This window comes from Aureimonas glaciei (genome assembly GCF_014643375.1).
In the GTDB taxonomy this organism is placed as follows: Bacteria; Pseudomonadota; Alphaproteobacteria; order Rhizobiales; family Rhizobiaceae; genus Plantimonas; species Plantimonas glaciei.
Genome location: NZ_BMJJ01000016.1, coordinates 19695 through 43566, shown reverse-complemented (window position 1 = coordinate 43566; position 23872 = coordinate 19695). Strand labels below are relative to the sequence as shown.

20 protein-coding genes, 1 tRNA gene and 2 pseudogenes are annotated in these 23872 nt (G+C 66.0%); 11 read left to right on the top strand and 12 right to left on the bottom strand.

The features are described 5' to 3' along the window. The first annotated feature begins 8 nt into the window (after positions 1–8). Together IEX88_RS23950 and IEX88_RS23945 are read left to right on the top strand one after the other, a co-directional pair. On the top strand, positions 9–626 hold the full coding sequence (locus IEX88_RS23950; RefSeq protein ID WP_188855010.1) for a TRAP transporter small permease subunit: 618 nt from the start codon (positions 9–11) through the stop codon (positions 624–626). Then, entirely contained in the window at positions 623–1909 is a 1287-nt protein-coding gene (locus IEX88_RS23945; protein ID WP_188855009.1) for a TRAP transporter large permease, read from the top strand. The genes IEX88_RS23950 and IEX88_RS23945 overlap by 4 nt, the downstream gene beginning before the upstream one ends. Positions 1910–2140: 231 nt before the next feature. Here the strand turns inward: IEX88_RS23945 and IEX88_RS23940 are convergent, their stop codons facing one another. After that, complete coding sequence (locus IEX88_RS23940) at positions 2141–3949, bottom strand: DUF6538 domain-containing protein (RefSeq protein WP_188855008.1); 1809 nt, start codon at positions 3947–3949, stop codon at positions 2141–2143. Between the two features lie 85 nt (positions 3950–4034). Next, positions 4035–4111: transfer RNA gene (locus IEX88_RS23935), tRNA-Ile, on the bottom strand. A gap of 154 nt (positions 4112–4265) precedes the next feature. On the opposite strand from IEX88_RS23935, the gene IEX88_RS23930 reads away from it, so the two are divergent. Then, the gene (locus tag IEX88_RS23930; protein WP_188855007.1) at positions 4266–4997 is read left to right on the top strand and encodes an SIMPL domain-containing protein; all 732 of its coding nucleotides are present in this window, start codon (positions 4266–4268) and stop codon (positions 4995–4997) included. Between the two features lie 243 nt (positions 4998–5240). On the opposite strand, the gene IEX88_RS23925 is transcribed toward IEX88_RS23930, so the two are convergent. Further along, on the bottom strand, positions 5241–5567 hold the full coding sequence (locus tag IEX88_RS23925; RefSeq protein ID WP_188855006.1) for a hypothetical protein: 327 nt from the start codon (positions 5565–5567) through the stop codon (positions 5241–5243). Between the two features lie 298 nt (positions 5568–5865). On the opposite strand from IEX88_RS23925, the gene IEX88_RS23920 reads away from it, so the two are divergent. Beyond that, positions 5866–7383, top strand: a complete 1518-nt coding sequence (locus tag IEX88_RS23920; protein ID WP_188855005.1) for a putative bifunctional diguanylate cyclase/phosphodiesterase — start codon at positions 5866–5868, stop codon at positions 7381–7383. 100 nt (positions 7384–7483) lie between these two features. Here IEX88_RS23920 and IEX88_RS23915 read toward each other — a convergent pair whose 3' ends face one another. From IEX88_RS23915 to IEX88_RS23895, 6 genes and pseudogenes are all read right to left on the bottom strand, one after another. After that, complete coding sequence (locus IEX88_RS23915) at positions 7484–7972, bottom strand: hypothetical protein (protein WP_188855004.1); 489 nt, start codon at positions 7970–7972, stop codon at positions 7484–7486. Between the two features lie 163 nt (positions 7973–8135). Beyond that, the gene (rpoD, locus tag IEX88_RS23910) at positions 8136–10124 is read right to left on the bottom strand and encodes an RNA polymerase sigma factor RpoD (RefSeq protein ID WP_188855003.1); all 1989 of its coding nucleotides are present in this window, start codon (positions 10122–10124) and stop codon (positions 8136–8138) included. 348 nt (positions 10125–10472) lie between these two features. Next, the gene (gene dnaG, locus IEX88_RS23905; protein WP_188855002.1) at positions 10473–12428 is read right to left on the bottom strand and encodes a DNA primase; all 1956 of its coding nucleotides are present in this window, start codon (positions 12426–12428) and stop codon (positions 10473–10475) included. Positions 12429–12528: 100 nt separating this feature from the next. After that, a pseudogene (locus tag IEX88_RS27355) lies at positions 12529–12666 on the bottom strand (type II toxin-antitoxin system RelE/ParE family toxin); the annotation flags it as partial. Between the two features lie 107 nt (positions 12667–12773). Next, a pseudogene (locus tag IEX88_RS27350) lies at positions 12774–12824 on the bottom strand (hypothetical protein); the annotation flags it as partial. Then, positions 12821–13096 (bottom strand): ribbon-helix-helix domain-containing protein, encoded by a 276-nt coding sequence (locus IEX88_RS23895; RefSeq protein WP_188855001.1) that lies wholly within the window; start codon positions 13094–13096, stop codon positions 12821–12823. The pseudogene IEX88_RS27350 and the gene IEX88_RS23895, both read right to left, overlap by 4 nt. Before the next feature lie 160 nt (positions 13097–13256). On the opposite strand from IEX88_RS23895, the gene IEX88_RS23890 reads away from it, so the two are divergent. Both IEX88_RS23890 and IEX88_RS23885 read left to right on the top strand, forming a co-directional pair. Then, positions 13257–13613 carry a CidA/LrgA family protein gene (locus IEX88_RS23890; protein WP_188855000.1) on the top strand — a complete coding sequence of 119 codons (357 nt, stop codon included), beginning with the start codon at positions 13257–13259 and terminating at the stop codon, positions 13611–13613. Further along, positions 13603–14325, top strand: coding sequence for an LrgB family protein (locus tag IEX88_RS23885; protein WP_188854999.1), 723 nt, complete (start codon positions 13603–13605; stop codon positions 14323–14325). Before IEX88_RS23890 ends, IEX88_RS23885 begins: the two co-directional genes overlap by 11 nt. Before the next feature lie 332 nt (positions 14326–14657). Here IEX88_RS23885 and IEX88_RS23880 read toward each other — a convergent pair whose 3' ends face one another. Beyond that, entirely contained in the window at positions 14658–15113 is a 456-nt protein-coding gene (locus IEX88_RS23880; protein ID WP_188854998.1) for a GatB/YqeY domain-containing protein, read from the bottom strand. Between the two features lie 293 nt (positions 15114–15406). Here IEX88_RS23880 and carA point away from each other — a divergent pair, with 293 nt between their 5' ends. Next, on the top strand, positions 15407–16588 hold the full coding sequence (gene carA, locus IEX88_RS23875; RefSeq protein ID WP_188854997.1) for a glutamine-hydrolyzing carbamoyl-phosphate synthase small subunit: 1182 nt from the start codon (positions 15407–15409) through the stop codon (positions 16586–16588). A 100-nt stretch (positions 16589–16688) separates the two neighbouring features. On the opposite strand, the gene IEX88_RS27115 is transcribed toward carA, so the two are convergent. Next, on the bottom strand, positions 16689–16823 hold the full coding sequence (locus IEX88_RS27115; RefSeq protein WP_274604640.1) for a hypothetical protein: 135 nt from the start codon (positions 16821–16823) through the stop codon (positions 16689–16691). Between the two features lie 271 nt (positions 16824–17094). Between IEX88_RS27115 and IEX88_RS23870 the strand changes: the two genes are divergently transcribed. From IEX88_RS23870 to IEX88_RS23855, 4 genes are all read left to right on the top strand, one after another. Continuing rightward, on the top strand, positions 17095–17400 hold the full coding sequence (locus IEX88_RS23870) for a helix-turn-helix domain-containing protein (protein WP_188854996.1): 306 nt from the start codon (positions 17095–17097) through the stop codon (positions 17398–17400). Positions 17401–17563: 163 nt separating this feature from the next. Then, on the top strand, positions 17564–20995 hold the full coding sequence (carB, locus tag IEX88_RS23865) for a carbamoyl-phosphate synthase large subunit (RefSeq protein WP_188854995.1): 3432 nt from the start codon (positions 17564–17566) through the stop codon (positions 20993–20995). 284 nt (positions 20996–21279) lie between these two features. Continuing rightward, positions 21280–21753, top strand: coding sequence for a transcription elongation factor GreA (gene greA / locus IEX88_RS23860; RefSeq protein WP_188854994.1), 474 nt, complete (start codon positions 21280–21282; stop codon positions 21751–21753). Between the two features lie 195 nt (positions 21754–21948). Then, the gene (locus IEX88_RS23855) at positions 21949–23031 is read left to right on the top strand and encodes a glycosyltransferase family 4 protein (RefSeq protein WP_188855083.1); all 1083 of its coding nucleotides are present in this window, start codon (positions 21949–21951) and stop codon (positions 23029–23031) included. Here the strand turns inward: IEX88_RS23855 and IEX88_RS23850 are convergent. Continuing rightward, positions 22971–23786 carry a glycosyltransferase family 25 protein gene (locus IEX88_RS23850; protein WP_188854993.1) on the bottom strand — a complete coding sequence of 272 codons (816 nt, stop codon included), beginning with the start codon at positions 23784–23786 and terminating at the stop codon, positions 22971–22973. The two genes, IEX88_RS23855 and IEX88_RS23850, sit on opposite strands and share 61 nt — an antisense overlap. Positions 23787–23872: the final 86 nt, after the last annotated feature.

The following is a 23872-nucleotide window of genomic DNA, read 5'->3' as shown; positions in this document are numbered from 1 at the left end:
GCGCCGGGATGAGCACGCACACCGCCTCCCTGAAGCCACTGGCGCTGCTGGCGCCGGTGGCGGTCTTTGCGACCCGCGTCTGCGGGCTAGCCGTGCTCGCCATGGCGGTTCTAATCACGGTCGACATTCTGGTCAGGAGCACGCTCAACACGACGCTCCTGTCCGGCGGCATCGGCGAAATCTCGGGCTATGTGCTCGCGATCATCACAGCGTGGGGGGCCTCCTCGGCCCTCCTCGCCCGCGCCCATGTGCGCATCGACACGCTGCAATTGTTGCTGCCGCGGCGCCTCGGCCGGCTGGCCGACGTCATCGCCATCCTCGCCTTCTTTGTCGCCAGCGCCCTCCTGACCTACGTCGCCTGGTCGACCTTCAGCCGCACCGCTTCGCTCGGCTCGCATTCCATGTCGCCGCTGGCGGTGCCGATGGTCATTCCCCAGGGCCTGTGGTTCGCCGGGCTGGTCTTCCTGACTCTTGTTTCTGCGGCGGTGGCGTTGGCCGGCTGCGCGGCCGTATTGCGCCGCGACAACAGCGCGGCGCACGGTCTCATTGGCCCGCGCTCGATTGAGGAAGAGGTCGAGGAGCAGACCGCCGCGCTTGGCCCGCTGGGCAGCGGGGTTTCCCGATGATCGGCACCTCGCTCGGCCTCTTGCTGGCGTTGCTGGCGATCGGCATTCCGGTCGCGGTGACTCTGGTGCTGCTGGCGCTCATTCTCGGCACGGTGTTCTCCCCGATGTCGCTGTGGTCGGTGTTTGGCGAACTATCGTGGAGCGCGTCGAGCGAATTCACCCTATTCGCGATCCCGCTTTACATTCTCTTGGGCGAAATCCTCCTGCGCAGCGGCATCAGCGAGAAGATGTACCACGCCATCTCGCTGTACCTGTCGCGCCTGCCGGGCGGGCTGATGCACGCCAATCTCGGCTTTTCGACCGTATTTGCCGCGATGAGCGGTTCGAGCGTCGCCTGCGCGGCGACCCTCGGCAAGGTCGCCAATCCCTTGATCGGCCGCTATGGCTACAATGAGCGGCTGTTCCTCGGCACCATTGCCGCCGGAGGTACCCTCGGGATCCTGATCCCGCCCTCGATTCCGCTCATCCTCTACGGCGTCCTCACTGAGACCTCGATCCCGCAGCTCTACCTCGCCGGCATCATTCCGGGGCTGCTGCTTGCGGCCCTCTTCATGCTCACCGTGGTGATCGCCTGCTGGTGGCGTCCGGCCTGGGGCGGGACCCCTGTCGTCTCGACCTGGCGCATGCGTATCGCGGTCCTGCCCGATCTCATCCCGCCGCTGATCATCGTCGTTGCCGTGATCGGTGCGATCTATGCGGGGATCGCGACACCGACGGAATCGGCCGCCCTCGGCGTGGTCATGGCCATCCTCCTGTCGGCATGGCGGCGCAGCCTGTCCTGGCGGATGATCGTGGCCGCCGGCGAGGCGACGGTCATTACCACCGCCATGCTGACGCTCATCGTCATCGCCGCGTTCCTGCTCAACTTCGTCCTCAGCGCCATCGGGCTGTCGCAGGTCGTGACGAACCTCTTCACCGCGTCCGGGCTGTCACCCACAGGCCTGATCATCACCGCCATCGTCTTCTATCTAGTGCTGGGCATGTTCCTGGAATCGCTGTCGATGCTGATCGCCACCGTGCCCCTGATCGTCCCGGCCCTGCGCATGGCTGGGATCGATACGGTCTGGTTCGGCATCCTGATGATGGTGCTCATGGAGGTGGCTCTGTTGACCCCACCCGTCGGCATGAATCTCTTCGTTGTCCAGGGTACGCGCGACAAAGGCGATGTGCGTGACGTGATCATCGGCGCGCTGCCGTTCGTGGCGATCATGTTCGTCTTCATCGCCCTTCTGGTGGCCTTCCCGGACATCGCGCTCTGGCTGCCGAGGGTGCTTTCCGTCTAGCCCTCAGAGGTTTCGTTGGAGCCAGCGTGAAAGCGCTGGCTGCAACGTCTTTTCTTGTCCCATGAGTCAGACCCCTTTTCAGCGGCGATGCTGTGAGATCGCCCCACCCGGAAATCATTTCCATCGAGTGGTCCGGTCTTTTCCCAAACTCACCATCGTCGACGTTGGCCCCAACCATGGCACAAAACTGATGCCCAATGTGACGGCAAAAGCTGAAACCAAAAGTGTTTACTAAGACTTAGCTTTCGTCTGGCTGGGGATCCAGGTTCCCCAGCCATCTATCTGAGGTCGCTTTACGTCGGACAAGAAATTCCACTCCAACGAGTCGATCGTGTTCTTCAGCTTCGCGATGTCTACGTGGCGAGGGCGACTCTTAGTTCCGTATCGTCCCGTCGTCCCGATGTCGGAATGCCCCAAAAGTGCCTGCTTTATCTCAAGGGAAACTTTCATCCGATCGAGTTCGTCTTTGAAAGAGTGGCGGAAAGAGTAAAGTGACTTTTTAACCGGCGCCTCACCGAGTTGCTTTAGCGCAAAAGCACTCCAGTAGGCCGAAAAATAGGTCGAGACATTCGAGACTGTTCGACCCGGCTGCTCCATGGCTTCCCAGATCGTCGACCACCCTTTTCGCCGGGCTTTCTCAGCTTCGGCCAGCAGGCCGATATCGATCAGTTCCGCCCGGATCGGGACGTAGCGCTCTCGCGAGAAGGCCTTGATGCTCCGGCCGCCGGCGTTCGTCACGCGAAAGCACCAGACATCGGAGTCAGGATGCTTGACGATCGTGTCCGGGCCGAGTTGCAGGATTTCCGACGAGATCAGCCCGTGACAGCACGAGATGAGCGGCAGCCAGAACTGCAGATCACCGCCGGCCTTCACGGCCGCCGACCGTTTGCCGAGAGTGAAGGTCGGGCTTGCGAAAAGGGTCGCAAGCTCGTCCGGCGAGTATGAGTCCCGCTTGTCCTCATCGCTGGGGATTTCGATGTAGATGCCGCCCTCGATGGCGCTCTCGACCCAGCCTTTGCCGGCGGACAGCGACATCATGGTGGTGAGATAGCCGACCTTCTTGTTGATGGTCGCAGCCTTGTAAGAACCTTTGTCGAAAAGATGATCGCGGAAGGCGATGATGTGCCGCCGACGCACTTCCGTCACGACCGAAACCTTCGTGAATTTCGTGAACCAGACGATCGTGGTGCGCATGTCGTTAACGAGATGGCTGTCGACCTTCTTTCGAAGCCGGATACGCTCCTTGATCCATTCGTCGATGCAGTCGCCAAGCGTCTGCGTGCATCCGTCGGCCTCGATCGCTTTCGCCGCAACGACCGCTTTTGCGGCGACGTCCGTGGCGGCTGGCGACGGCGATGGTGACCTTGATGTCGGCACGACCCTGGAAGTGGCCCAGGGACCCTTGATCGTGTCGGGGTGAGGATGGTCGATCTGTTCCCCACCCTCTCGTTTGAAGACGACCTCGAGAGACTCGATTTCGGCTTCGAGGCAGGCCGCCATGAACTCGGTTCGATAAGGGTCCGCGCTTGGAGGCAAGACGCTGATCTTGCTGAGACCGCGAGCGAGGAACGCGCCTCGTTCGGCCGCATATCCCGGGACGTCCGTGTTCGAAAGTAGCTCCCGCAGGTCGAGCTGTTCTCGCAGTCTCTTATCCGGCAGCCATGCTGCTCTTCCGCGGTAGTCGGGAGAAAAGTGAGCACCCTTGATGTTGCCGAGCCTTGCGACTCGGTCTTCGTGAAGCCAATGAGCCTTCAGCCAGGAGACAACCTTGCTCCAGTCGTTCCAGGTCCATCCTGCCGTGGGTATGATCTCGAAGGATATGCCCTTCCCTCGACGAGCGTCAGCAAATTGCCGTTCGAGATCTTCATCGAGCTTGGTGGCACGCAGGCGCGCCTCGCTAGGAAGTCTCGTCTTCAACGAAAGCTGGATCCGGCTTTTCGCGAAGGAGTCTGCGACGTCGTCCGGCACGCGCCGAACGTACTGATAGACGCCATCGCGGCAGGTGACATGGTTGGGCAGGGGCATCGAATCGTCATCCATGTTATGCATTTTGTTATGCACTGAGGTCTCTGTCGAGCCCGAATGGTGACGATTTATAAGCGACTGCAGATACTTACGGCGTTTTTGGTAGGCCCGGAGGGACTCGAACCCCCAACCAAGCGGTTATGAGCCGCCGGCTCTAACCAATTGAGCTACAGGCCCGCCGGTCGAAACAGGTAGCGGAAACCACGGGGCGTCTCAAGCGGCGGGTGGGGCGGGGGGCGAGAAAGCGGTGGGGAGAAGGAACCGCGGCGGCCAATTCTCCTCTTGGCCACAATCGCGTGAGAGATCAGGCGGCCCTTTTTGGAGAATCTTCATGCTGATCCGCGCCGCTTTTCTTTCCGCCTCGATGCTGTGCCTTTCCCTCGCCTCGGCGGCGGCCGAGGAGGCGCGGCCGCCGCGCCAGATCGTCGTCACCGGCATCGGCGAAGCCAGTGCCAAGCCCGACATCGCGGTGACCGATCTCACCGTGCTGCGCGTCGGCGAGACGGCGCGGGCCGCGCTCGACGAGGCCAATGCCGCCATGGCCGATGTCGTCGCCGCGATGAAAGCGCTGTCGATCGAAGACCGCGACCTGCGCACCTCGGGCTTTTCCATCGCGCCACAGTATCGCTACGAAAACCGGACCGACGGCACCCAGGCTCCCCCCATCCTGACCGGTTACGAGGTGCGCAACACGCTGTCGGTTCGCATCCGCGACATCGCGGCCGTCGGGGCCTTGCTTGACAAGGCGGTCAGCCTCGGTATCAACCAGGGCGGCGATATTGCTTTCGTCCTGTCCGATCCGGCGCCCGTCCGCACCGAGGCCCGCCGCGAGGCCGTGGCCGACGCCATGGCGACGGCGAAGACGCTGGCGGAAGCGTCCGGCGTCGAACTCGGTCCGGTCGTCTCGATTGCGGCCGGCGACGATGCCGCGCCGCCCCGTCCCATGGCGATGGAGCGCATGGCGCTCGCCGCCGCGCCGATGGACAAGAGCGTTCCGGTGGAAGCGGGCGAGAGCACGTTGCGGACCACGGTGACCATGGTCTTCGATCTCACCGGCGGCTGAGCGCTCATTCTGCGGCGGTCCGATCCCGAGAGGCGTCGAGAGCCATCGTCGGGCCGGGCTGCCTTGCGCGCCGGCGACGGCGCGCCGTCGGCAGGGAGGCAAATGCGCCCGGTTCGCGTCGACCGGTCCGCGTGGGTGGTGATCCGCGCGGAGCCGGAAGGGTCAGCCGGAGGGGAGGCCCTATTGCGGGCCGGGAAGAGAGAGCGGGCGGCTGGGCAAAAAGCCCGCCGCCCGCTGCAGCCGTCAGCGGACCCGAAGGACCGGGCACCCGCGCTCCTGGGCGAAGCGGATGGTCACCAGACGGCCGCGCTTGCGGCCGTCGACCACGACGGCGCGGCGGTTGTCGCGCACGATTACCGGACGGTTCAGGCCCAGACGATAGGCCTTGCGCAGCGCCTGGCGCGCATCGCAGCCCCGGCGCTCGTAGCGCTGTGCCAGGAGCACCGTCGGCGCGGACGACGCGGCGACGGCCGGCGATCCCGAAGGCGCGGCGGAGGCCTGGCCCATGCCCAGACCGAGCCCGGCCAGACAGGCGGTGGCCAGCACCACGCGAGCAAGTTTCAACAGCATCTGTTTTTCTCCATTGTTCTGCCGGTTGCGAAAAGCGGCCGAGCCGACCTTGGTTCGGCGATACGAGCTCACTCTGCCCCCGCGTCCCTGAACGGCGGGGGAAGGCGCCGTTCATTCCCCGTTCACATGGCCGCCGGCCGCCGGAATCGCTGCCATGGACCCCCTTGGAGCGACGCCGTGCGGCCACCAGAAGCACCGCGTGCGCTCCCGGGGGAAAAGCATCGCCTGCCCTGGTAAAATTAAGGGATTGTTAGGAACTGGAGGCCAGAAGCTGCCAGGGTTGGCGCACGAGGGGGCTATGGGCGTGAACGCATTCGGCAGGACTCCACGGCAGGTCATCGGCCTCAGCTATCGCCTGGCGATGCTGTGTCTGCTGGCCAGTATCGCCCTGGCCGCGGCCGACATGGCGAGCTCCGCCGGCACCGGCATTCGTCCCTTTCTGGCCTTCGGCGCTGCCGGGCTCGCTCTGCTGGTGCTGATGCGGCTGCACCGGCAGGTGCTTCGGCTGGTGTCCGACGTGGCGCGCCTCGGCAGCCAGCGCGCTGCGGAGATGACCGAGGACGAGATCACCGGGGCGCTGACCCGTCGCGCCTTCCTCTCGGTCTGCAGCGAGGAGATCCAGCGGATCGGTCCGCACCGGACGCACGCCTTCCTCGCCTTCGACATGGACTATCTGAAGGCGCTGAACGACAGCCTCGGCCACACCACCGGCGACTTCGCCCTGCGCCACCTCGTCAAGGTCATCCGGCGCAGCTTTCCCGGTGCCATCGTCGGGCGGCTGGGCGGCGACGAGTTCGGCGTATTCGCGGCGGTCAGCGGGCCGGAGGAGGCCGAGACGGCCAGCCGTCGGTGCCTGGAAAACCTGCGCCGCACCGAATTCTTCGACGGCCGGCCGATGAGCCTCTCGGCCTCCGTGGGCATCGCCCTCACCCCGACCCACAGCCCGTTCTTCACCGAACTGATGGAATATGCCGACCTCGCCCTCTACGAGAGCAAGCGCGCCGGGCGCAATCAGGCCTGCCTGTTCGACGAAAATTTCCTGCGCGGGCAGAAGCAGCAGCGGTTTATCGAGCGCGAACTGCGGGCCGCCATCCTGCTTGACGAACTGCACCTCGTCTACCAGCCCATCGTCGACGGTACCGGAGACCTCAGGGGCTGCGAGGCGCTGCTGCGCTGGCGGCACCCGGTGCGGGGCGACATCGCGCCGGCCGAGTTCATCCCCGTCGCCGAGCGGTCGCTGCTCATCGATCTTCTGGGCAAATGGATGTTTCGCCAGGCGCTGGCCGACGCGCGCGACTTCGAAAACCTGCCCATCTGGCTCAATCTCTCGCTCAACCAGCTGAAGCGCGACGATGTCGTCGAGATGATCACGGCAGCCCTCGCCGAGACCGGGATCGCGGCGGAACGGCTGGTGCTGGAACTGCCCGAAACTGTCGCGGTAAGCGCCACGCCCGACATGTTGCGGCGGCTGGGTGCCCTGCGCGACCTCGGACTGAAGATCGCCCTCGATAATTTCGGCACGGGCTTCTGCGGCTTCGGTTATCTGCGCAGCCATGCGGTGCAGATCGTCAAGCTCGACCGCAGCTATATCGCAAGGCTTGGCCAGAGCCACGCCGACGACGTCCTCGTCGCGGCGCTCGCCAGTGTCGGAATGGCCCTGGATCTCGACATCGTAGCGGACGGGATCGAGAGCGAGGACCAGCACGTCATGGCCCGGAGCTCGGGCTGCGGCCTGTTCCAGGGAGCCGGTGTCGCCAGCCCGATGCGCCGCGCCGAGCTGGTCGAATGGCAGAGCGCCCGGCGCATCGCGGCGTGAGCCCATCGCGGCCTGAGGCCGACCCGGCTTCCATTTTGTCTGAACATCTGGAAATGCCGGACGCCCGGACGGGCGGGGGCGGCGCCTGGCCGGCGAACCGTCAGGCGTCGGGCTTGAATAGCTCGCCACAGCGCGAGAAGCTCAATCCCTCGCCGTCGGTATCGCCGGTCGCGCCGATCGAGCGGATGATCCCGTCGGCGTCCGCGGTGATCTGCGCTTCGCAGTAGAGGCTTTCGCTGCGCGGCGGCGCTGTCATGATACGCTGCGGCTCCTCGGAGCGGGTGCGCGTCTCGACGACGCTGTTGCCGTCGGCATCGGTAACGACGATCGTGCTCTTGCGCTCGCGCCCCTCGCCCACCGTCGTGAACTGGGCCGGCACGAAGCGCTCCGTCTCGCCGCCGCGCCAGGAATAGATCGTGCCACCGTCCTGGCGGTCGTAGCGCTGGTAGGGAGGGCCGTAGGCCGAGAAGAAATCGTCGCTGCTGCGCCCGATCCAGTCGGCCCGCATGGCGACGTTCGCCTCCTCGGTCGTCGTACAGCCACAAAGCGCCAGCACCGCGGCCAGCGCCGCCCAAACGCGCACACCCATCCATCGCCTCCCCCGGCCGACGATTCGGCCGGGACCATTCTGGCGAAGAAGCTGACGCGGGAGCAACTGTATTTCACGCGGGCGTGAACGGGGGGCGCCGCACCGTGGGGGGGGTGAAGCGCCGCCCGTCACACTGCGGATGGCGGCCGCCTTTATAGTGCGGTCAGCTGTCGAGGAAGGAGCGCAGCTTGCGCGACCGCGAGGGGTGCTTCAGCTTGCGCAGGGCCTTGGCCTCGATCTGGCGGATGCGCTCGCGCGTCACCGAGAACTGCTGGCCGACCTCTTCCAGCGTGTGGTCGGTGTTCATGCCGATGCCGAAGCGCATGCGCAGCACGCGTTCCTCGCGCGGGGTGAGCGAAGCGAGCACGCGCGTCGTGGTCTCGCGCAGATTGGCCTGGATCGCCGCGTCGATCGGCAGGATGGCGTTCTTGTCCTCGATGAAGTCGCCGAGATGCGAATCCTCCTCGTCGCCGACCGGCGTTTCGAGGGAGATCGGCTCCTTGGCGATCTTCAGGACCTTGCGCACCTTCTCCAGCGGCATGGCGAGCTTTTCGGCCAGCTCCTCCGGGGTCGGCTCGCGGCCGATCTCGTGCAGCATCTGGCGGCTCGTGCGCACGATCTTGTTGATCGTCTCGATCATGTGCACCGGAATGCGGATCGTGCGGGCCTGATCGGCGATCGAGCGGGTGATCGCCTGGCGGATCCACCAGGTCGCATAGGTCGAGAACTTGTAGCCGCGGCGATACTCGAACTTGTCCACCGCCTTCATCAGGCCGATATTGCCCTCCTGGATGAGATCCAGGAACTGCAGGCCGCGGTTGGTGTACTTCTTGGCGATGGAGATGACGAGGCGCAGGTTTGCCTCGACCATTTCCTTCTTCGCCTGCCGGGCCTCGCGCTCGCCCTTCTGCACCATGTGGACGATGCGGCGGAATTCGGTGATCTCGAGGCCGGTTTCGGACGCCAGGTTCTGGATGTCCTGGCGCAGCGCGCGGATCGAGTCCTTCTCGCTCTGGACGAACTTCAGCCAGCCCTTGCCGGCGAGATTGGCGATGTGCCGCGTCCAGTTCGGGTCGAGTTCGGAGCCCTGGTAGCTCTTCAGGAACTCCTCGCGCTTGACGCCGTAGCTTTCGGCGAGGCGCAGCAGCTTGCCCTCGTTGCCGACCAGCCGCTTGTTGATGTCGTAGAGCTGGGCGACCAGGGCATCGATGCGGTTCTGGTTGAGCGACAGGCCCTTGACGGCCGTGATCAGCTCTTCCTTCAGCTTCTTGTAGCTGCGCTCCTGGCTGGGCGACAGCGTGCCGGTCGCGGCCAGGCGGTTCTCGACCTGCTGGTCCTGGAGCTTGCGCAGACGCTTGTAGCTGTCGGCGATGATGTCGAAGGTCTCGATGACCTGCGGCCGGATCTCGGCCTCCATGGCGGCCAGCGACAGCGAGTTCTCGAACTCGTCGTCGTCGTCGTCGTCATCGTCGCCGCGTTCGCCGGCGGGCAGTCCCGCGGCGGGGGCCTCGGGCGCGGCGCCATCCGGCGCCACGGCCGGCACGTCGGGCAGCTTGGCCTCGGGGCCGGCATAGGTCGCCTCGAGGTCGACGACCTCGCGCAGCATGATGTTGCCTTCGTTCAGCTCGTCACGCCAGATGATGATGGCCTGGAAGGTCAGTGGGCTCTCGCAGAGGCCCGCGATCATCGTCTCGCGGCCGGCCTCGATGCGCTTGGCGATGGCGATTTCGCCCTCGCGCGACAGAAGCTCGACCGAGCCCATCTCGCGCAGATACATCCGCACAGGATCGTCGGTGCGGTCGGTGGCTTCCTTCTTCGTCGTGGTGGCGACCGCAGAGGGGCCGGCCTCCATGACTTCGGTGGAGCCCTCCTTTTCCTCGGACTCCTTCTCCTCGGCGTCCTCGCTCTCCTCTTCCTCGACGACGTTGATGCCCATGTCGTTCAACATGGCCATCGTGTCCTCGATCTGCTCGGAGGTCACGTCGTCGGCGGTGAGGACGGAATTCAGCTTGTCCATGGTCACGAAGCCGCGCTTCTTGGCGGCCTTGATCATCTTCTTGACGGCATCATCGGACAGATCGAGCAGAGGACCGTCTTGCGTCTCCGGACGCTCTTCGACGACCGCTTCGCTTTCTTTGGCCTTGGTTGCCATGCGTATCTCTCCAGTTCGCGCGCCGTGCCTGGCATGATCGGAACGGATCGCACTGGTGGCGGTGTCGTTCCTACCCATAGGCTTGAGACCGTAAACGTTCGCTTAACCGTGTCGGCGAGCGTCCCGGTCGATGGACGCAGTGGTCTGCTATCCCGTGTAAAGGGCGCAGCGTGTTGCATTTTCAAGTTCGTAGGCGACAAATCATCGCCGCATTTCGTCTTCCTGCGCCCTGATCCGGAACGGGGCGACCGGCTGGCCTTCACCCATTCGCGGAAATCCGACTATGCCGCTGAATTGGCTGGCCATAGCGGAAATTCACGCGCAAGGCGATTCATAATTGCGACCGGGTCAATAGGACTTTGCGCCGCGTCCCGAAAGAATGCCGAAACCATCGATCAACGCCTCGGTCCCGGCGAGCGCCTCGATCTCCCGCTTGACCTCGACGACGTGGGCATAGGCTGTTTCTGAGGGTTGCTGGCCCAGAACCTCTTCGGCGCTGCGCAACTCCCTATTTAGGGAGCGGAATCGGTGGTGCAAGTGAAGCGCCTGCCGGACGGCTTCGCGCGCGTCCTCCGGCGCGGCATCCTCCAGAAAGGTCCACAGCCTGAGTTCGCGCAGGCGCTGCTGAAAACCCTCATAGACGCTGCGCGCGCCCTCCGGCGGAAGATGCTGCAACAATTCCTCGCGCGAGGCCGGGTGGTGTTCGGCATAGACGTCGAGCACCGCCGAGCGCAGTTGCGACAGCCCGCCCTGTGGCAGTTCCAGCTCGGCGAAATAGTCGAAGGCCTCGTGGAAGAGCAGCGGGTGGTTGATGAAGCCGATGACGATGGCGACTTCGCGCAGGGAGGATTCCTGGAGGCTCGCGCGCTTCATCAGGCTCGACCGCGCGAGCCGGTCGGAGACCACGGAGCGCTGGGGACCCGCACCCGGCTTGCCGCCGCGCTTGGCCCCGGCCTCGCCGTCGCGGCGGTTGCCGTAGGGCGCCCGCCCACCCTCGCCCCGCCGGGCCTGCGCGGTGCCGGCGCCGAAGAAGCTCTTTAGCCGGCCGTCGACATCCTGCAGATAATGGCGGCGGACGTTCTCGTCGCCGATCTGCCGCGTCATCGCCTTCAGCCGGTGCTCGAGATCGGCGCGGCGCTCGGGCGTGTCGAACTGGCCGCCGGCCGTCTCGCGCATCCACAGGAGATCGGCCAGCGGGCGGGCGGCCGAAAGCACCTCGCGAAAGGCTTCGGCACCGCTGTCGCGCACGAGATCGTCCGGGTCCTTGCCGTCCGGAAGCAAGGCAAAGCGCAGAGAGCGGCCGGGCTTCAGGAGCGGCAGCGCGAGGTCGGCCGCCCGGTTCGCCGCCTTAAGGCCGGCCGCATCGCCGTCGAAGCACAGGATCGGCTCGTCGGCATTGCGCCAGAGAAGCTCGAGCTGCCGGTCGGTCAGCGCCGTTCCAAGAGGGGCGACGACATGGCCGAAACCCGCCTGGTGAAGAGCGATCGTGTCCATGTAGCCCTCGACGACGACCAGCGTTCCCGCCGCCTTTGCCGCCCGCCGGGCGCGGGCGAGATTGAACAGCGTCGCGCCCTTGTGGAAGACGTCGGTCTCCGGCGAATTCAAATATTTCGCGGAAACGTCGGGCGAGAGCGCCCGGCCGCCGAAGGCGATGATCCGCTCCTGCGCGTCCTGGATCGGAAACATGATCCGATCGCGAAAACGGTCGTAGGAAACGGCAATGCCCTCGCCGTGCACGACCATGCCCGAGGCCTCGATCTCGGCCTTGCCGACGCCCTTGCGCGCCAGGAACTCCTTCAGCCGGTTGCGGCTGTCCGGCCCGTAGCCGAGGCCAAAAGTCTTCTGCGTCACCGGGTTCAGCCCGCGGTCGCGCAGATAGGCGCGGGCCTTGGCGCCGTCGGCCTCCTGGAGCAAGCCGGAAAAGAACTCGGCTGAAAACTTCAGCGCGTCCAGAATGGTCGAGCGCTGCTCGTCGCGGCGCTCGGCATCGGCATCGCGCGCCGGGAGGGCCAGGCCCGCCTCAGCGGCCAGCCGCTCGACTGCCTCCGGGAAGGACAGGCCCTCCGCCTCGACAAGAAAGCGGAAATGATCCCCGGACACGCCGCAGCCAAAACAGTGGTAGCGGCCCTTCTGGTCCTCGCAGTGGAAGGACGGCGACTTCTCGCTGTGGAAGGGGCAGCAGGCCCAATAGTCGCCCTTGGCCGTCTGCGACTTCTTGCGATCCCAGGTGACGCGCCGCCCGATGACGTCGGAGATCGGCACACGGTCGCGGATATCGTCGAGAAAACTCGGGGAAAAGCGCATGGGACTTTCACGGGATCGCTGGATCGGAAGCGTTAGCACGGATTGCTTCTAAAAAAGGACCGTGCTGAATCAATTCCCGTCATTCACAGGGCGAATTGCGTCAGGATGCGACAATGGTCGCGGGATCGACACTGCGCTTCCCATGCAGGACTCGAAGCACGTCCACCGCCTCTCCGCGGATCCGGTAGAAGGCGATATACTGGCCGGAGACGACGTGACGGATGCCGGGTCCGATGTCTTCCCGCGACGGCCCTGAAAAGGATAATTCAAGAGCTGCGCGAAGCGCTGCTCGATCGCGTCGAGGACGTTCAGGGCTGCCTGGGGGTTCTCCGCCGCAATATAGAGGATGATGTCCTCGATATCGGTTGCAGCCAACGGAGAGACCCGGAGCTTCACGGGCGCGCGGGGAGCCGGGCGCGCACCTTTTGCCTCAGATCAGCGAACACCTCGTTCGCATCGAGCGTCGGGCCGCTGTCGATGCCCTCCCCGACGAGCGTCCGCAACTCTTCCAGGCTGTATCCCAGAAGTTCGCGTCGTTCCCGCCATTCGAGCATCGCCTCATGGATCGCCTCGCCGGCGGAAGCATACTGGCCGGCTCCAACGACCTCACGGACATACCCCGCCATGTCGGCTGTCATCGAGATGGTGACTTTTTCGACCGGTGCCATGAACCCCTTCCTCACTCGGCGCCGAGAATATGCGATCAGGGAAGCGCACGCAATTTGGCATCGCCGGCGCGGCCTTGCCGATCATCGCTTCAGCCTATTCTCTCATCAGAAGGTGTCGACGTCGAACGCGAGCGTCGCGCGCCCCGTCACAGGACCGCCCATGCTCCCTGCCCTCACCGCCATTTTCCTCTGCCAACTTGTCGGCGAGATGATCACCGCCTGGTTCGCGCTGCCGCTGCCGGGGCCCGTCATCGGCATGGCGCTGCTGTTTGCCGGCCTGATGCTGAAGGGAGAGGTGCCAGAGGCGATCGGAAAGGTCGGCGACGGGCTGCTGCAGCACCTGTCGCTGCTGTTCGTGCCGGCGGGGGCCGGCATCATGATGCATGTCCATCGGCTGGAAGCGGACGCGTTGGGGCTCGGCACGGCGCTGATCGTGTCGACGCTCGCCACCATCGCCGTGACAGGCCTAGCCATGCGCTTCCTCACAGCGCGCGGGAGCGATACTGATGCCGGCTGAATCGCTGCGCGAGGTCTGGGTCTATCTCGCGGCGACGCCGCTGTTGTCCCTGACCCTGACGCTCGTCCTCTACCAGATCGCCTTCGCCCTCTATCGCCGCGCCCGTTTTCTGGCGCTGCTGAACCCGGTGCTTCTGACGGTGGCGATGGTCGTCACACTGCTGACGCTGACCGGCACGTCCTACGACACCTATTTCGAGGGCGCGCAGTTCATCCATTTCCTGCTCGGCCCCGCCACCGTCGCCCTGGCGATCCCGCTCTACCGGCAGTTCGACAAGGTCCGCCGCCATGCCGGGGCGCTGGCCGCGAGCCTTGCCGCGGGATCGCTCACCGCCATGGCGACGGCGGTCGGCATCGGCGCGCTGTTCGGGGTCGACCGCGCCGGGCTCGTCGCGCTGGCGCCGAAATCGGTGACCGCGCCGGTCGCCATGGGCATCGCCGAAAAGCTCGGCGGCGTGCCGTCGCTGACCGCCGTCCTCGTCATCGCCACCGGCATCATCGGCGCCTCGCTCGGGCCTGCCGTTCTCGACCTCTGCGGCATCCGCGGCAAGGCAGCGCGCGGCTTTGCCATGGGCACCGCCGCGCACGGCATCGGCACCGCCCGCGCTCTGCAGGAAAGCGAGATTGCCGGCGCCTTCTCCGGCCTCGCCATGGGCCTCAACGCGCTGGCGACGGCGATCGCCTTGCCGCTCTTGTGGTCGCTGCTGTTTTGAGGGGATGCGCACGTTTTCGCGGAAGTGGCAGCGCGTGGCCGAAACGCGCCTCCCTCTCCGGATAGTCATGCTCGGGCTTGACCCGAGCACCCATGCCGCGAGCGTTCTCGTTGCAAATTCGGCCCCGAACAGCCGCTCGCATCAGAAAGGAAGGTCGACCGTTCTCGATCTCGTTCAGCGATTTGGCATGGGTCCCGGGTCAAGCCCGGGATGACTAATTATGGGATGTTGCGGCAACGGATTTGGAGCTTCGGGTCAACCGTCGCGGCAACCAGTGGCTTGCCTTACCCCGCAGACGCCTCTCGGAAAACGAGCCGCGCCACTGCCATCCCTCACCCCGCACTCAGCATCCTCTTCACCACGCCGTTCGCCTTGCCGAAATCCATCTGGCCGGCATGGCGCTCCTTAAGGGCCGTCATCACCCGGCCCATGTCCTTCATGCCAGCGGCGCCGAGATCGGCGATGCTGGCGGCGACAGCCGCCTCCATGCCGGCCTCGTCCATCTGCACCGGCAGGAAGCCGGCGATGATGGCGATCTCCTCGCGCTCCTTGGCGGCGAGCTCGGGACGGGCATTGTCCTCGTAGATCTTCGCCGATTCCTCGCGCTGCTTGGTCATCTTGCCGAGGATCTGGACGATCTCGTCGTCGCTGGCCGCATCGCGCCCCGAACCGCGGTTGAGGATGTCCTTGTCCTTGATCGCCGCGTTGACGAGGCGCAGGGTTCCGGTCCGGGTCTTGTCGCCGGCCTTCATGGCGTCTTTCAGGGCATTGGTGATGGCAGCGCGCATCGGGGCCTCCTCGGCTTCTTCTCTGGGCTTGTCTGATCGTCCGTGACGAGCCGGAACGCCGCGATCCGCCCGATCGACGGGCGGCGAGCGCGCGCCCGAAGGCGCCGGCTGTCGTTCACCGCGGCATGTAAAGCTGCGGGGAAAGCCGCGCAAGAGACTTGCAGTCCGCGCCGTTAAGGTCGATATGCCAACCAATGCACACTTTTCCCGCGCCTGACCCGCGCCTTGGCGCCCGCGCTTTGCCGCGGCGCCAAGGCGCGCGCCGGCAGGAAACGACCTTCGAAGGGCACGCCATGACCGCAGGCTGGACGACACGCAAACCGACCGCACTCCTGGTGCTCGCCGATGGCACGATCATCGAGGGCGACGGCATCGGCGCCGTCGGCGAGACGACCGGCGAGGTCTGCTTCAACACCGCGCTGACCGGCTACCAGGAGATCCTCACCGACCCCTCCTACGCCAAGCAGATCGTCACCTTCACCTTCCCGCACATCGGCAATGTCGGCGCCAATGACGAGGACACCGAGGACCTCGTCCCGGCCAACGCGCATGGCGCGGTCGGCGCGATCTTCCGGGCCGAGGTGTCGGCCCCCTCGAACTACCGTTCCTCCGGCCATCTCGACGCCTGGCTGAAGAAGCGCGGCATCATCGCGCTGTCGGGCATCGATACGCGAGCCCTCACCGCCCACATCCGCGAAAACGGCATGCCGAACGCCGTCATCGCGCACAATCCGGACGGCGTCTTCGACATCGAGGCGCTGAAGGCGAAGGCCAGGGCCTGGTCAGGCCTCGAAGGTCTCGACCTCGCCAAGGACGTCGCCACTCACCAGTCGGTGGTCTGGGACGAAAAACCCTGGGCCTGGAATGCCGGCTACGCCACCGAGAGCGAGCCGCGCTACACCGTTGTCGCCCTCGACTACGGCACCAAGCGCAACATCCTCCGGCTGATGACCGGCCGCGGCGCCCGCGTCGTCCTGATGCCGCCGACGTCGACCGCCGACGAAGTGATGGCGCACCATCCCGACGGCATCTTCCTGTCGAACGGCCCGGGTGATCCGGCTGCGACCGGCGTCTACGCCGTGCCGACCATCCAGAAGCTGATCGAGACCGGCGTGCCGATGTTCGGCATCTGCCTTGGCCACCAGATGCTGGCGCTGGCGCTCGGCGGCAAGACCTCGAAGATGCACCAGGGCCATCACGGCGCCAACCATCCGGTCAAGGATTTCACCACCGGCAAGGTCGAGATCGTTTCGATGAATCACGGCTTCGCCGTGGAATCCGGCACGCTGCCGGCGGATGTTGAGGAGACCCACATCTCGCTGTTCGACCAGTCGAACTGCGGTCTGAAGATGAAGGACGCGCCGGTCTTCTCCGTGCAGCACCATCCCGAGGCCTCGCCCGGCCCGCAGGACTCGCACTATCTCTTCGACCGGTTCTTCGAACTGATCGACAGCCGCAAGAATACCGCGGCCTGAACCTTTCCGGCGCGCCCGGAGGCAGGCGACGAGCCCAGAACGAAGAAGGCGCCGGAATTCCTCCGGCGCCTTCAGTGTTTCTGCGGGGCCTCTCCGGCCGTCACGCGCGAAAAACCCGCATCAGCCGGCGATAGAACCGCCGCATGCCGCAGGAAAAGGTGGCATGGCGGTGGAGATCGTCGCGGTCGCGATCGCCCCCGTAGGCACTGCGGGCAATGATGATGTCGGCAAGCACTGTCCTGGTCCTTCCATGGCTGCTCGAAGGCGGCAACAGACGCCCCGCCGCCCGAGGGGCACGGTGACGCACGAACCCGTGGTCATCCATCTCAAGATGCGCACTCGGTGCGCCGCAGTCAACTGTCGGTTGGCGCACCTCGTGCATTTATAGCACGACACGCCTGTGCGAGGCTTGCCAGACGGCCCCGCATCTGGAATGGCAGGAATGCCAAGCCCCGCAGGCTATTGGCGATCTGCCCCTCGCATCAGCCCCGCCTTTGGAGTGACCCATGCAGCCCGACGATTTCCGCAGCTGGCGCAAGGCCCTTGGCTGGAAGCAGAAGGACGCTGCCGAAAAGCTCGGCCTGAAGAAGCGCGTCATCCAGTATTACGAAAAGGGCGATCGGGACGGCAAGACGATCGAGATCCCGAAGACGGTCGAGCTCGCCTGCCTCGCCCTCACCCTCGGCTTCGAATCCTATGACGGCCAGGCCATGCCGCGGGCCAAAAATGCGCCGGCGCCAAGCCTGCCTGTCGCCGCCAAGGACGCTGCGCCGGCCAAGCGCGCCGCCAAGTCCGCCGGTGCCGGCGACTGATCGGTGGATTTGCCGGGACAGGGTCGTTTCTGCCCTTTCGCCCGGGCCGGCTTTTCCCTATACACCGGCCTTAGCCTGAAGAACCTTCCGAGCCCGAACCGGTCACGCCCGTAGCGCGACCGGATTTTCGCGCGGAAACAAGTATGTCGACGAAAGAAGAGCCATGCCGAAACGGACCGATATCCGCTCCATCCTGATCATCGGCGCCGGACCGATCATCATCGGCCAGGCCTGCGAGTTCGACTATTCGGGCACGCAGGCCTGCAAGGCGCTGAAGGAGGAGGGATACCGGATCATCCTGATCAACTCCAATCCGGCGACGATCATGACCGATCCCGACCTTGCCGACGCGACCTATATCGAGCCGATCACGCCCGAGGTGGTCGCCAAGATCATCGAGAAGGAGCGTCCGGACGCGCTGCTGCCGACCATGGGCGGCCAGACCGCGCTGAACACGGCGCTGTCGCTGCGCCGCATGGGCGTGCTCGACAAGTACAATGTGGAGATGATCGGCGCCGACGCCGCGGCGATCGACAAGGCCGAGGATCGCGCGCTCTTCCGCGAGGCCATGAAGAAGATCGGCCTGGAGACCCCGCGCTCGCTTCTCGCCAACGCCACCGAGGCCAAGAGCGCCGACAAGGCGGCCTTCGAAGCGAAGGCGGCGGAGATCCGCGCCACCATTACCGATGCGACGGCCCAGGCCGAGGCGCTCGCCGCCATCGAGGCCGAATGGGCCGCCGGCCGCTCCGACCGCAAGCAGCGCTACATGACCCGCGCACTCGCCGCGGCGGCCGAGGCGCTGGAGCAGATCGGCCTGCCCGCCATCATCCGCCCGTCCTTCACCATGGGCGGCACCGGCGGCGGCATCGCCTACAACCGCTCGGAATTTTTCGAGATCGCCGAAGGCGGCCTCGATGCCTCGCCGACGACGGAAGTGCTGATTGAGGAGAGCGTCCTCGGTTGGAAGGAATACGAGATGGAGGTCGTCCGCGACAAGGCGGACAACTGCATCATCGTCTGCTCGATCGAGAACATCGATCCGATGGGCGTCCACACCGGCGATTCGATCACCGTCGCCCCTGCCCTCACCTTGACCGACAAGGAATACCAGGTGATGCGCAACGCCTCGATCGCGGTCTTGCGCGAGATCGGCGTGGAGACCGGCGGCTCGAACGTGCAGTTCGCCGTCAATCCCGAGGACGGCCGCCTCGTCGTCATCGAGATGAACCCGCGCGTCTCGCGCTCCTCGGCGCTGGCTTCGAAGGCCACGGGCTTCCCGATCGCCAAGATCGCGGCGAAACTCGCCGTCGGCTATACGCTGGACGAACTCGACAACGACATCACCGGCGGCGCGACGCCCGCCTCCTTCGAGCCGTCGATCGACTATGTCGTCACCAAAATCCCGCGCTTCGCCTTCGAGAAGTTCCCCGGCGCCGACCCGCTGCTCACCACCGCGATGAAGTCGGTCGGCGAGGTCATGGCGATCGGCCGGACGTTCGAGGAATCGCTGCAGAAGGCGCTGCGGGGTCTTGAGACCGGCCTCGACGGGCTCGACGAGATCAAGATCCCCGGCATCGGCGAGGGGGACGACAAGAACGCCATCCGCGCCGCCTTGGGCAAGCCGACGCCCGACCGCCTGTTGATGGTGGCGCAGGCGCTGCGCATGGGCACGTCCGAGGAGCAGGTGCACCAGTCCTGCAAGATCGATCCCTGGTTCATCGCCCGCATCAAGGCAATCATCGATCTCGAGGCGCGCGTCAGCGAGCACGGCCTGCCGGACGACGCCGAAAACTTCCGCTTCCTGAAGTCCGTCGGCTTCTCCGATGCCCGCCTCGCCAAGCTCATCGGCGCCGACGAGGAGACCGTCGCTTCGGCGCGGGAGAAACTCGACGTGCATCCGGTGTTCAAGCGCATCGACACCTGCGCCGCCGAGTTCGCCTCGCCGACGCCCTACATGTACTCGACCTATGAGCGGCCCTTCGCCGGGTCCCTGCGCTCCGAGGACGAGGTTTCCGACCGCAAGAAAGTCGTCATCCTCGGCGGCGGGCCGAACCGCATCGGCCAGGGCATCGAGTTCGACTATTGCTGCTGCCATGCCGCCTTCGCGCTGAAGGACGCCGGCTACGAGGCGATCATGGTCAACTGCAACCCGGAGACCGTCTCCACCGACTACGACACCTCGGACCGGCTCTATTTCGAGCCGCTCACCGGCGAGGACGTGCTGGCCATCCTGCGCGTCGAGCAGTCCAAGGGCACCCTCCACGGCGTCATCGTGCAGCTCGGCGGTCAGACGCCGCTGAAGCTCGCCGAGACGCTGGAGAAGGCCGGCATCCCGATCCTCGGCACCTCGCCCGACGCGATCGACCTTGCCGAGGACCGCGACCGCTTCCAGCATTTTCTCAACGAGTTCCAGCTGCGCCAGCCGAACAACGGCATCGCCCGCTCGGCCGACGAGGCCCGCATCATCGTCGAGCGCATCGGCTATCCCGTGGTCATCCGCCCGTCCTACGTGCTCGGCGGCCGCGCCATGGAGATCGTGCGCAACGGCCCGCAGTTCGAGCGCTACATCACCGAGGCGGTGGTCGTCTCCGGCAAGTCGCCGGTCCTGATCGACAGCTATCTCTCCGATGCGATCGAGGTCGACGTCGACTGCCTGTCCGACGGCAAGGACACCTTCATCGCCGGCATCCTGGAGCATATCGAGGAAGCTGGCATCCATTCCGGCGACAGCGCCTGCTCGCTGCCGGTGCACTCGCTGTCGGACGCGATCGTGGACGAGCTGGAGCGCCAGACCCGCGTGATGGCGCTCGGCCTCAACGTCGTCGGCCTGATGAACGTGCAGTTCGCCATCAAGGGCGAGGACATCTACGTCCTCGAGGTCAATCCGCGGGCCTCGCGCACCGTGCCCTTCGTCGCCAAAACCATCGGCTCGCCGATCGCCAAGATCGCCGCCCGCATCATGGCCGGCGAGACGCTGGACGCAGCGTTTGCCGCCTATGGCGACAAGCCGAACTGGCGGACGCTGAAGCACATCGCGGTCAAGGAAGCGGTCTTCCCCTTCGCCCGCTTCCCCGGCGTCGACACGCTGCTCGGCCCGGAAATGCGCTCGACCGGCGAGGTCATGGGCCTCGACACCAGCTTTGCCGTCGCCTTCGCCAAGTCGCAACTCGGCTCTTCGATCGACCTGCCGACGGCGGGCAGCGTCTTCGTCTCGGTGCGCGACGGCGACAAGGCCCGCGCTTTGCCGGCGATCCGCAAGCTGCACGAACTCGGCTTCAAGATCGTCGCAACGGGCGGGACGCAGCGTTTCCTGATCGAGCAGGGCATTCCCGCCGAGAAGATCAACAAGGTGCTGGAAGGCCGGCCGCATATCGAGGACGCGATCCGCAACCGGCAGATCCAGCTGGTGCTGAACACCTCGGAAGGCGCCAAGGCGCTGTCCGACTCGCGCTCGCTGCGCCGCGCCGCGCTGATCCACAAGGTGCCCTACTACACCACGCTCTCCGGCATGGCCGCGGCGGCCGAGGCGATCGAGGCGCTGAAGCGCGGTGGCCTTGAAGTCCGGTCCCTGCAGTCCTACTTCACAGCCGCGTGAACAAACGCGCCGAAACCGATCGCGCGCCCGCTGGCGGACGATCTGGGCGCGGGGTGTGAGGGACGGCGGCAAGCGGCCTTGTCAGGGGAGACAGGGTTTGACAGCGGAATTTTGCCGCAGCATCATCGGCTGATCCCCGGGTCTCGTCGACCCGGGTTGCGACGGTTTGCTGGTTCCGGTCGGATTTCCGTCCGGAGCCGGTTTGTTTTGTGCGCCGGCATCATCCGGCGGGAACGAAAACGACCTTCGGCCGCTTCGGCCGACGGTTTGGAAAGGTTGAGGGCATGGACAAGGTCCCAATGACAAGCGCCGGGTTCGAGTCGCTCAAGGAAGAGCTGCGTCGGCGCCAGCAGGAGGAGCGTCCGCGCATCATCGCGGCGATCTCGGAAGCGCGGGCGCACGGCGACCTGTCGGAGAACGCCGAATATCACGCGGCCAAGGAATCGCAGAGCCTCAACGAGGGCCGGATCTCCGAACTCGAGGACTATACCGCCCGCGCCGAGGTCATCGACGTGTCGAAACTGTCGGGCGAGAAGGTGAAGTTTGGGGCGACCGTCAAGCTGATCGATGAGGACACCGAGGAGGAGAAGGTCTACCAGATCGTCGGCGACCAGGAAGCCGACGTGAAGCAGGGCCGCATCTCGATCTCCTCCCCCATCGCCCGCGCCCTGATCGGCAAGGAAGAAGGCGATACGGTCGAGGTCGCCGCGCCGGGCGGCGCACGGTCCTACGAGATCATCGAGCTGCGCTGGGGCTGAGCGGCATTCGCCGGAAGTTGGGCCGACGCCCTTATCCTGGTTAGCCAAGCAGCCTGCGGTTCCGCCTCTCTCTGCGAGCCGCGCCATATCCCTGTCCCTCATGCTGAGCTTGTCGAAGCACGAGGGACATCGCCGCTACCGTCGTGCCGCCCCTCGTGCTTCGACAGGGCTCAGCATGAGGGGTCAGGGGTAGCCATCATGCACATCCGCGACGTCGAGGTGATCGCGCCCAACTTCAAGCGCCGCCTCTCCGGCGTCACCTCGACGATCGTCCAGCTGGTGCCGCTGCAGGCCCGGACGCTCGGAATCGCCGCACTCGGCCCCGGCCTTCCCTCGCACCTTCCCAAACTGCGTTGGCGCCAGTTCTTCGGCCTGTGGACCCGGCCCGCCGGGCGCCCCTTCCGCCTCTGGCACGCGCGCCGCAATACCGAAATGTTGGCCGGCCTCGTCCTGCGCGACGTCCTGCGCATGCGGCTGAAGCTCGTCTTCACCTCCGCCGCACAGCGCCGGCACACCGCCTGGACGCGGTTCCTCATCCGCCGCATGGATGCCGTCATCGCCACCAGCCAGCGCAGCGCCGCCTTCCTCGAAGTGCCGGCGACCGTCATCCTGCACGGCATCGACCTCGACGCGTTTTCGCCCGAGCGCATCGGTGCGCCCTCCCCGGCCATGCAGGCGCTGGCGGGCCGAAAGATCGTCGGCTGTTCCGGCCGCATCCGGCACCAGAAGGGCACGGACCTCTTCGTGGCTGCGATGATCGACCTCTTGCCGCGCCATCCCGATTGGACCGCGGTGATCACCGGCCGCACCACGGCCGAGCACACCGGCTTCGAAGCCGCGATGCGCGAGAGCATTGGCGCAGCCGGGCTGGCCGACCGCATCGTCTTCCTCGGCGAGGTCGACGACATCGCCGCGTGGTTCCGCCGCTTCGACCTCTATGTCGCCCCGCCGCGCAACGAGGGTTTTGGTTTGACGCCGCTGGAGGCCATGGCCTCTCGAAAACCCGTGGTGGCGAGCGATGCCGGCGCCTTCGCCGAGATGATCGTCGAGGGCGTCACCGGCCATGTCGTCCCCGTCGACGACGCAGCGGCGCTGGCCTCCGCGATCGCGCCTTTGCTCGGCGACGACGCACGCCGGCAAGCGGCGGGTGCGGCGGCGCTCGATCATGTCCGCCGACATTTCCCCCTGGCACGCGAGGCGGCCGAGATCGGCGCGGTCTACACGCGGCTGTGGGCGTCCGGCAAGAAGTCGTCCGGATCGACGCGCACCTCGCGATAGGCGACGCCGCCGAGCCGGCTGAGGTGATGTGGCAACAGCCGAACCTGCGCGGCCGCGCGGCGGGCGAAGAAGCGCCAGTGGCGCGGCACCGGCCTCAGGCGCCGGCGCGGGACCTGGATCGAGGTCGGCGGCACGTCGCCCCGCATCGGGTCGCGGCGGGCCAGGACCTCCGCCTGGATGGCGAGCGCCGGCTGGCACTGCCAGGAGACGAGTTCGCCGCAGGCGTGGATGAAGGCGTCGGCCGGTGCGGCGCCCTGCCGCTCAGCCCTGGCCAGAAGTTTTTGCGCGCCGGCCGGCCAGAGCACGTAGGCCGCCGCGCCCGCCTTGTCCCGAAACACGCGCAGCCGCTGGAGATCGCCGGCAAGCGGACGAGGCGCCGGCGCGAGGAAGCGCCGTCGGCCAAAATCTTCGAGATTCAGAAGATCCATATCGGCAGACTCCTGCCATGCCGAAGCGGCACAGAGAGACGCCAGCCGCGGCGACAGCCGCACGTCGTCCTCCAGGATCAGCATCGGCTGGCCCGTCTCGGCGACGCGCTGCCACAGCGTGCGGTGGGACAGGAAGCAGGCCAGTTCCGCCTTCGACAGCGGCCGCTCCCAGCGGCGGTCGAGCGCGCCGACCGTGGCCTCGTCGACCGCGTCGGCCGAGACCGCCGGGAAACGCTCGAAGGCGAGCCCGAGCCGGTCGGCTTCGGTCTCCATCTGCTGCCGCCGGAGCGTCGCGCGGTCCAGATTGATGTAGCAAATCCGCATCATCGCCCCTCTTACGGCGAACGTCGGGGCGAGGCTAGCTGCCGCGCCGACGGACATTCCGACGACACGGGGACAACCCAACCAGGCGG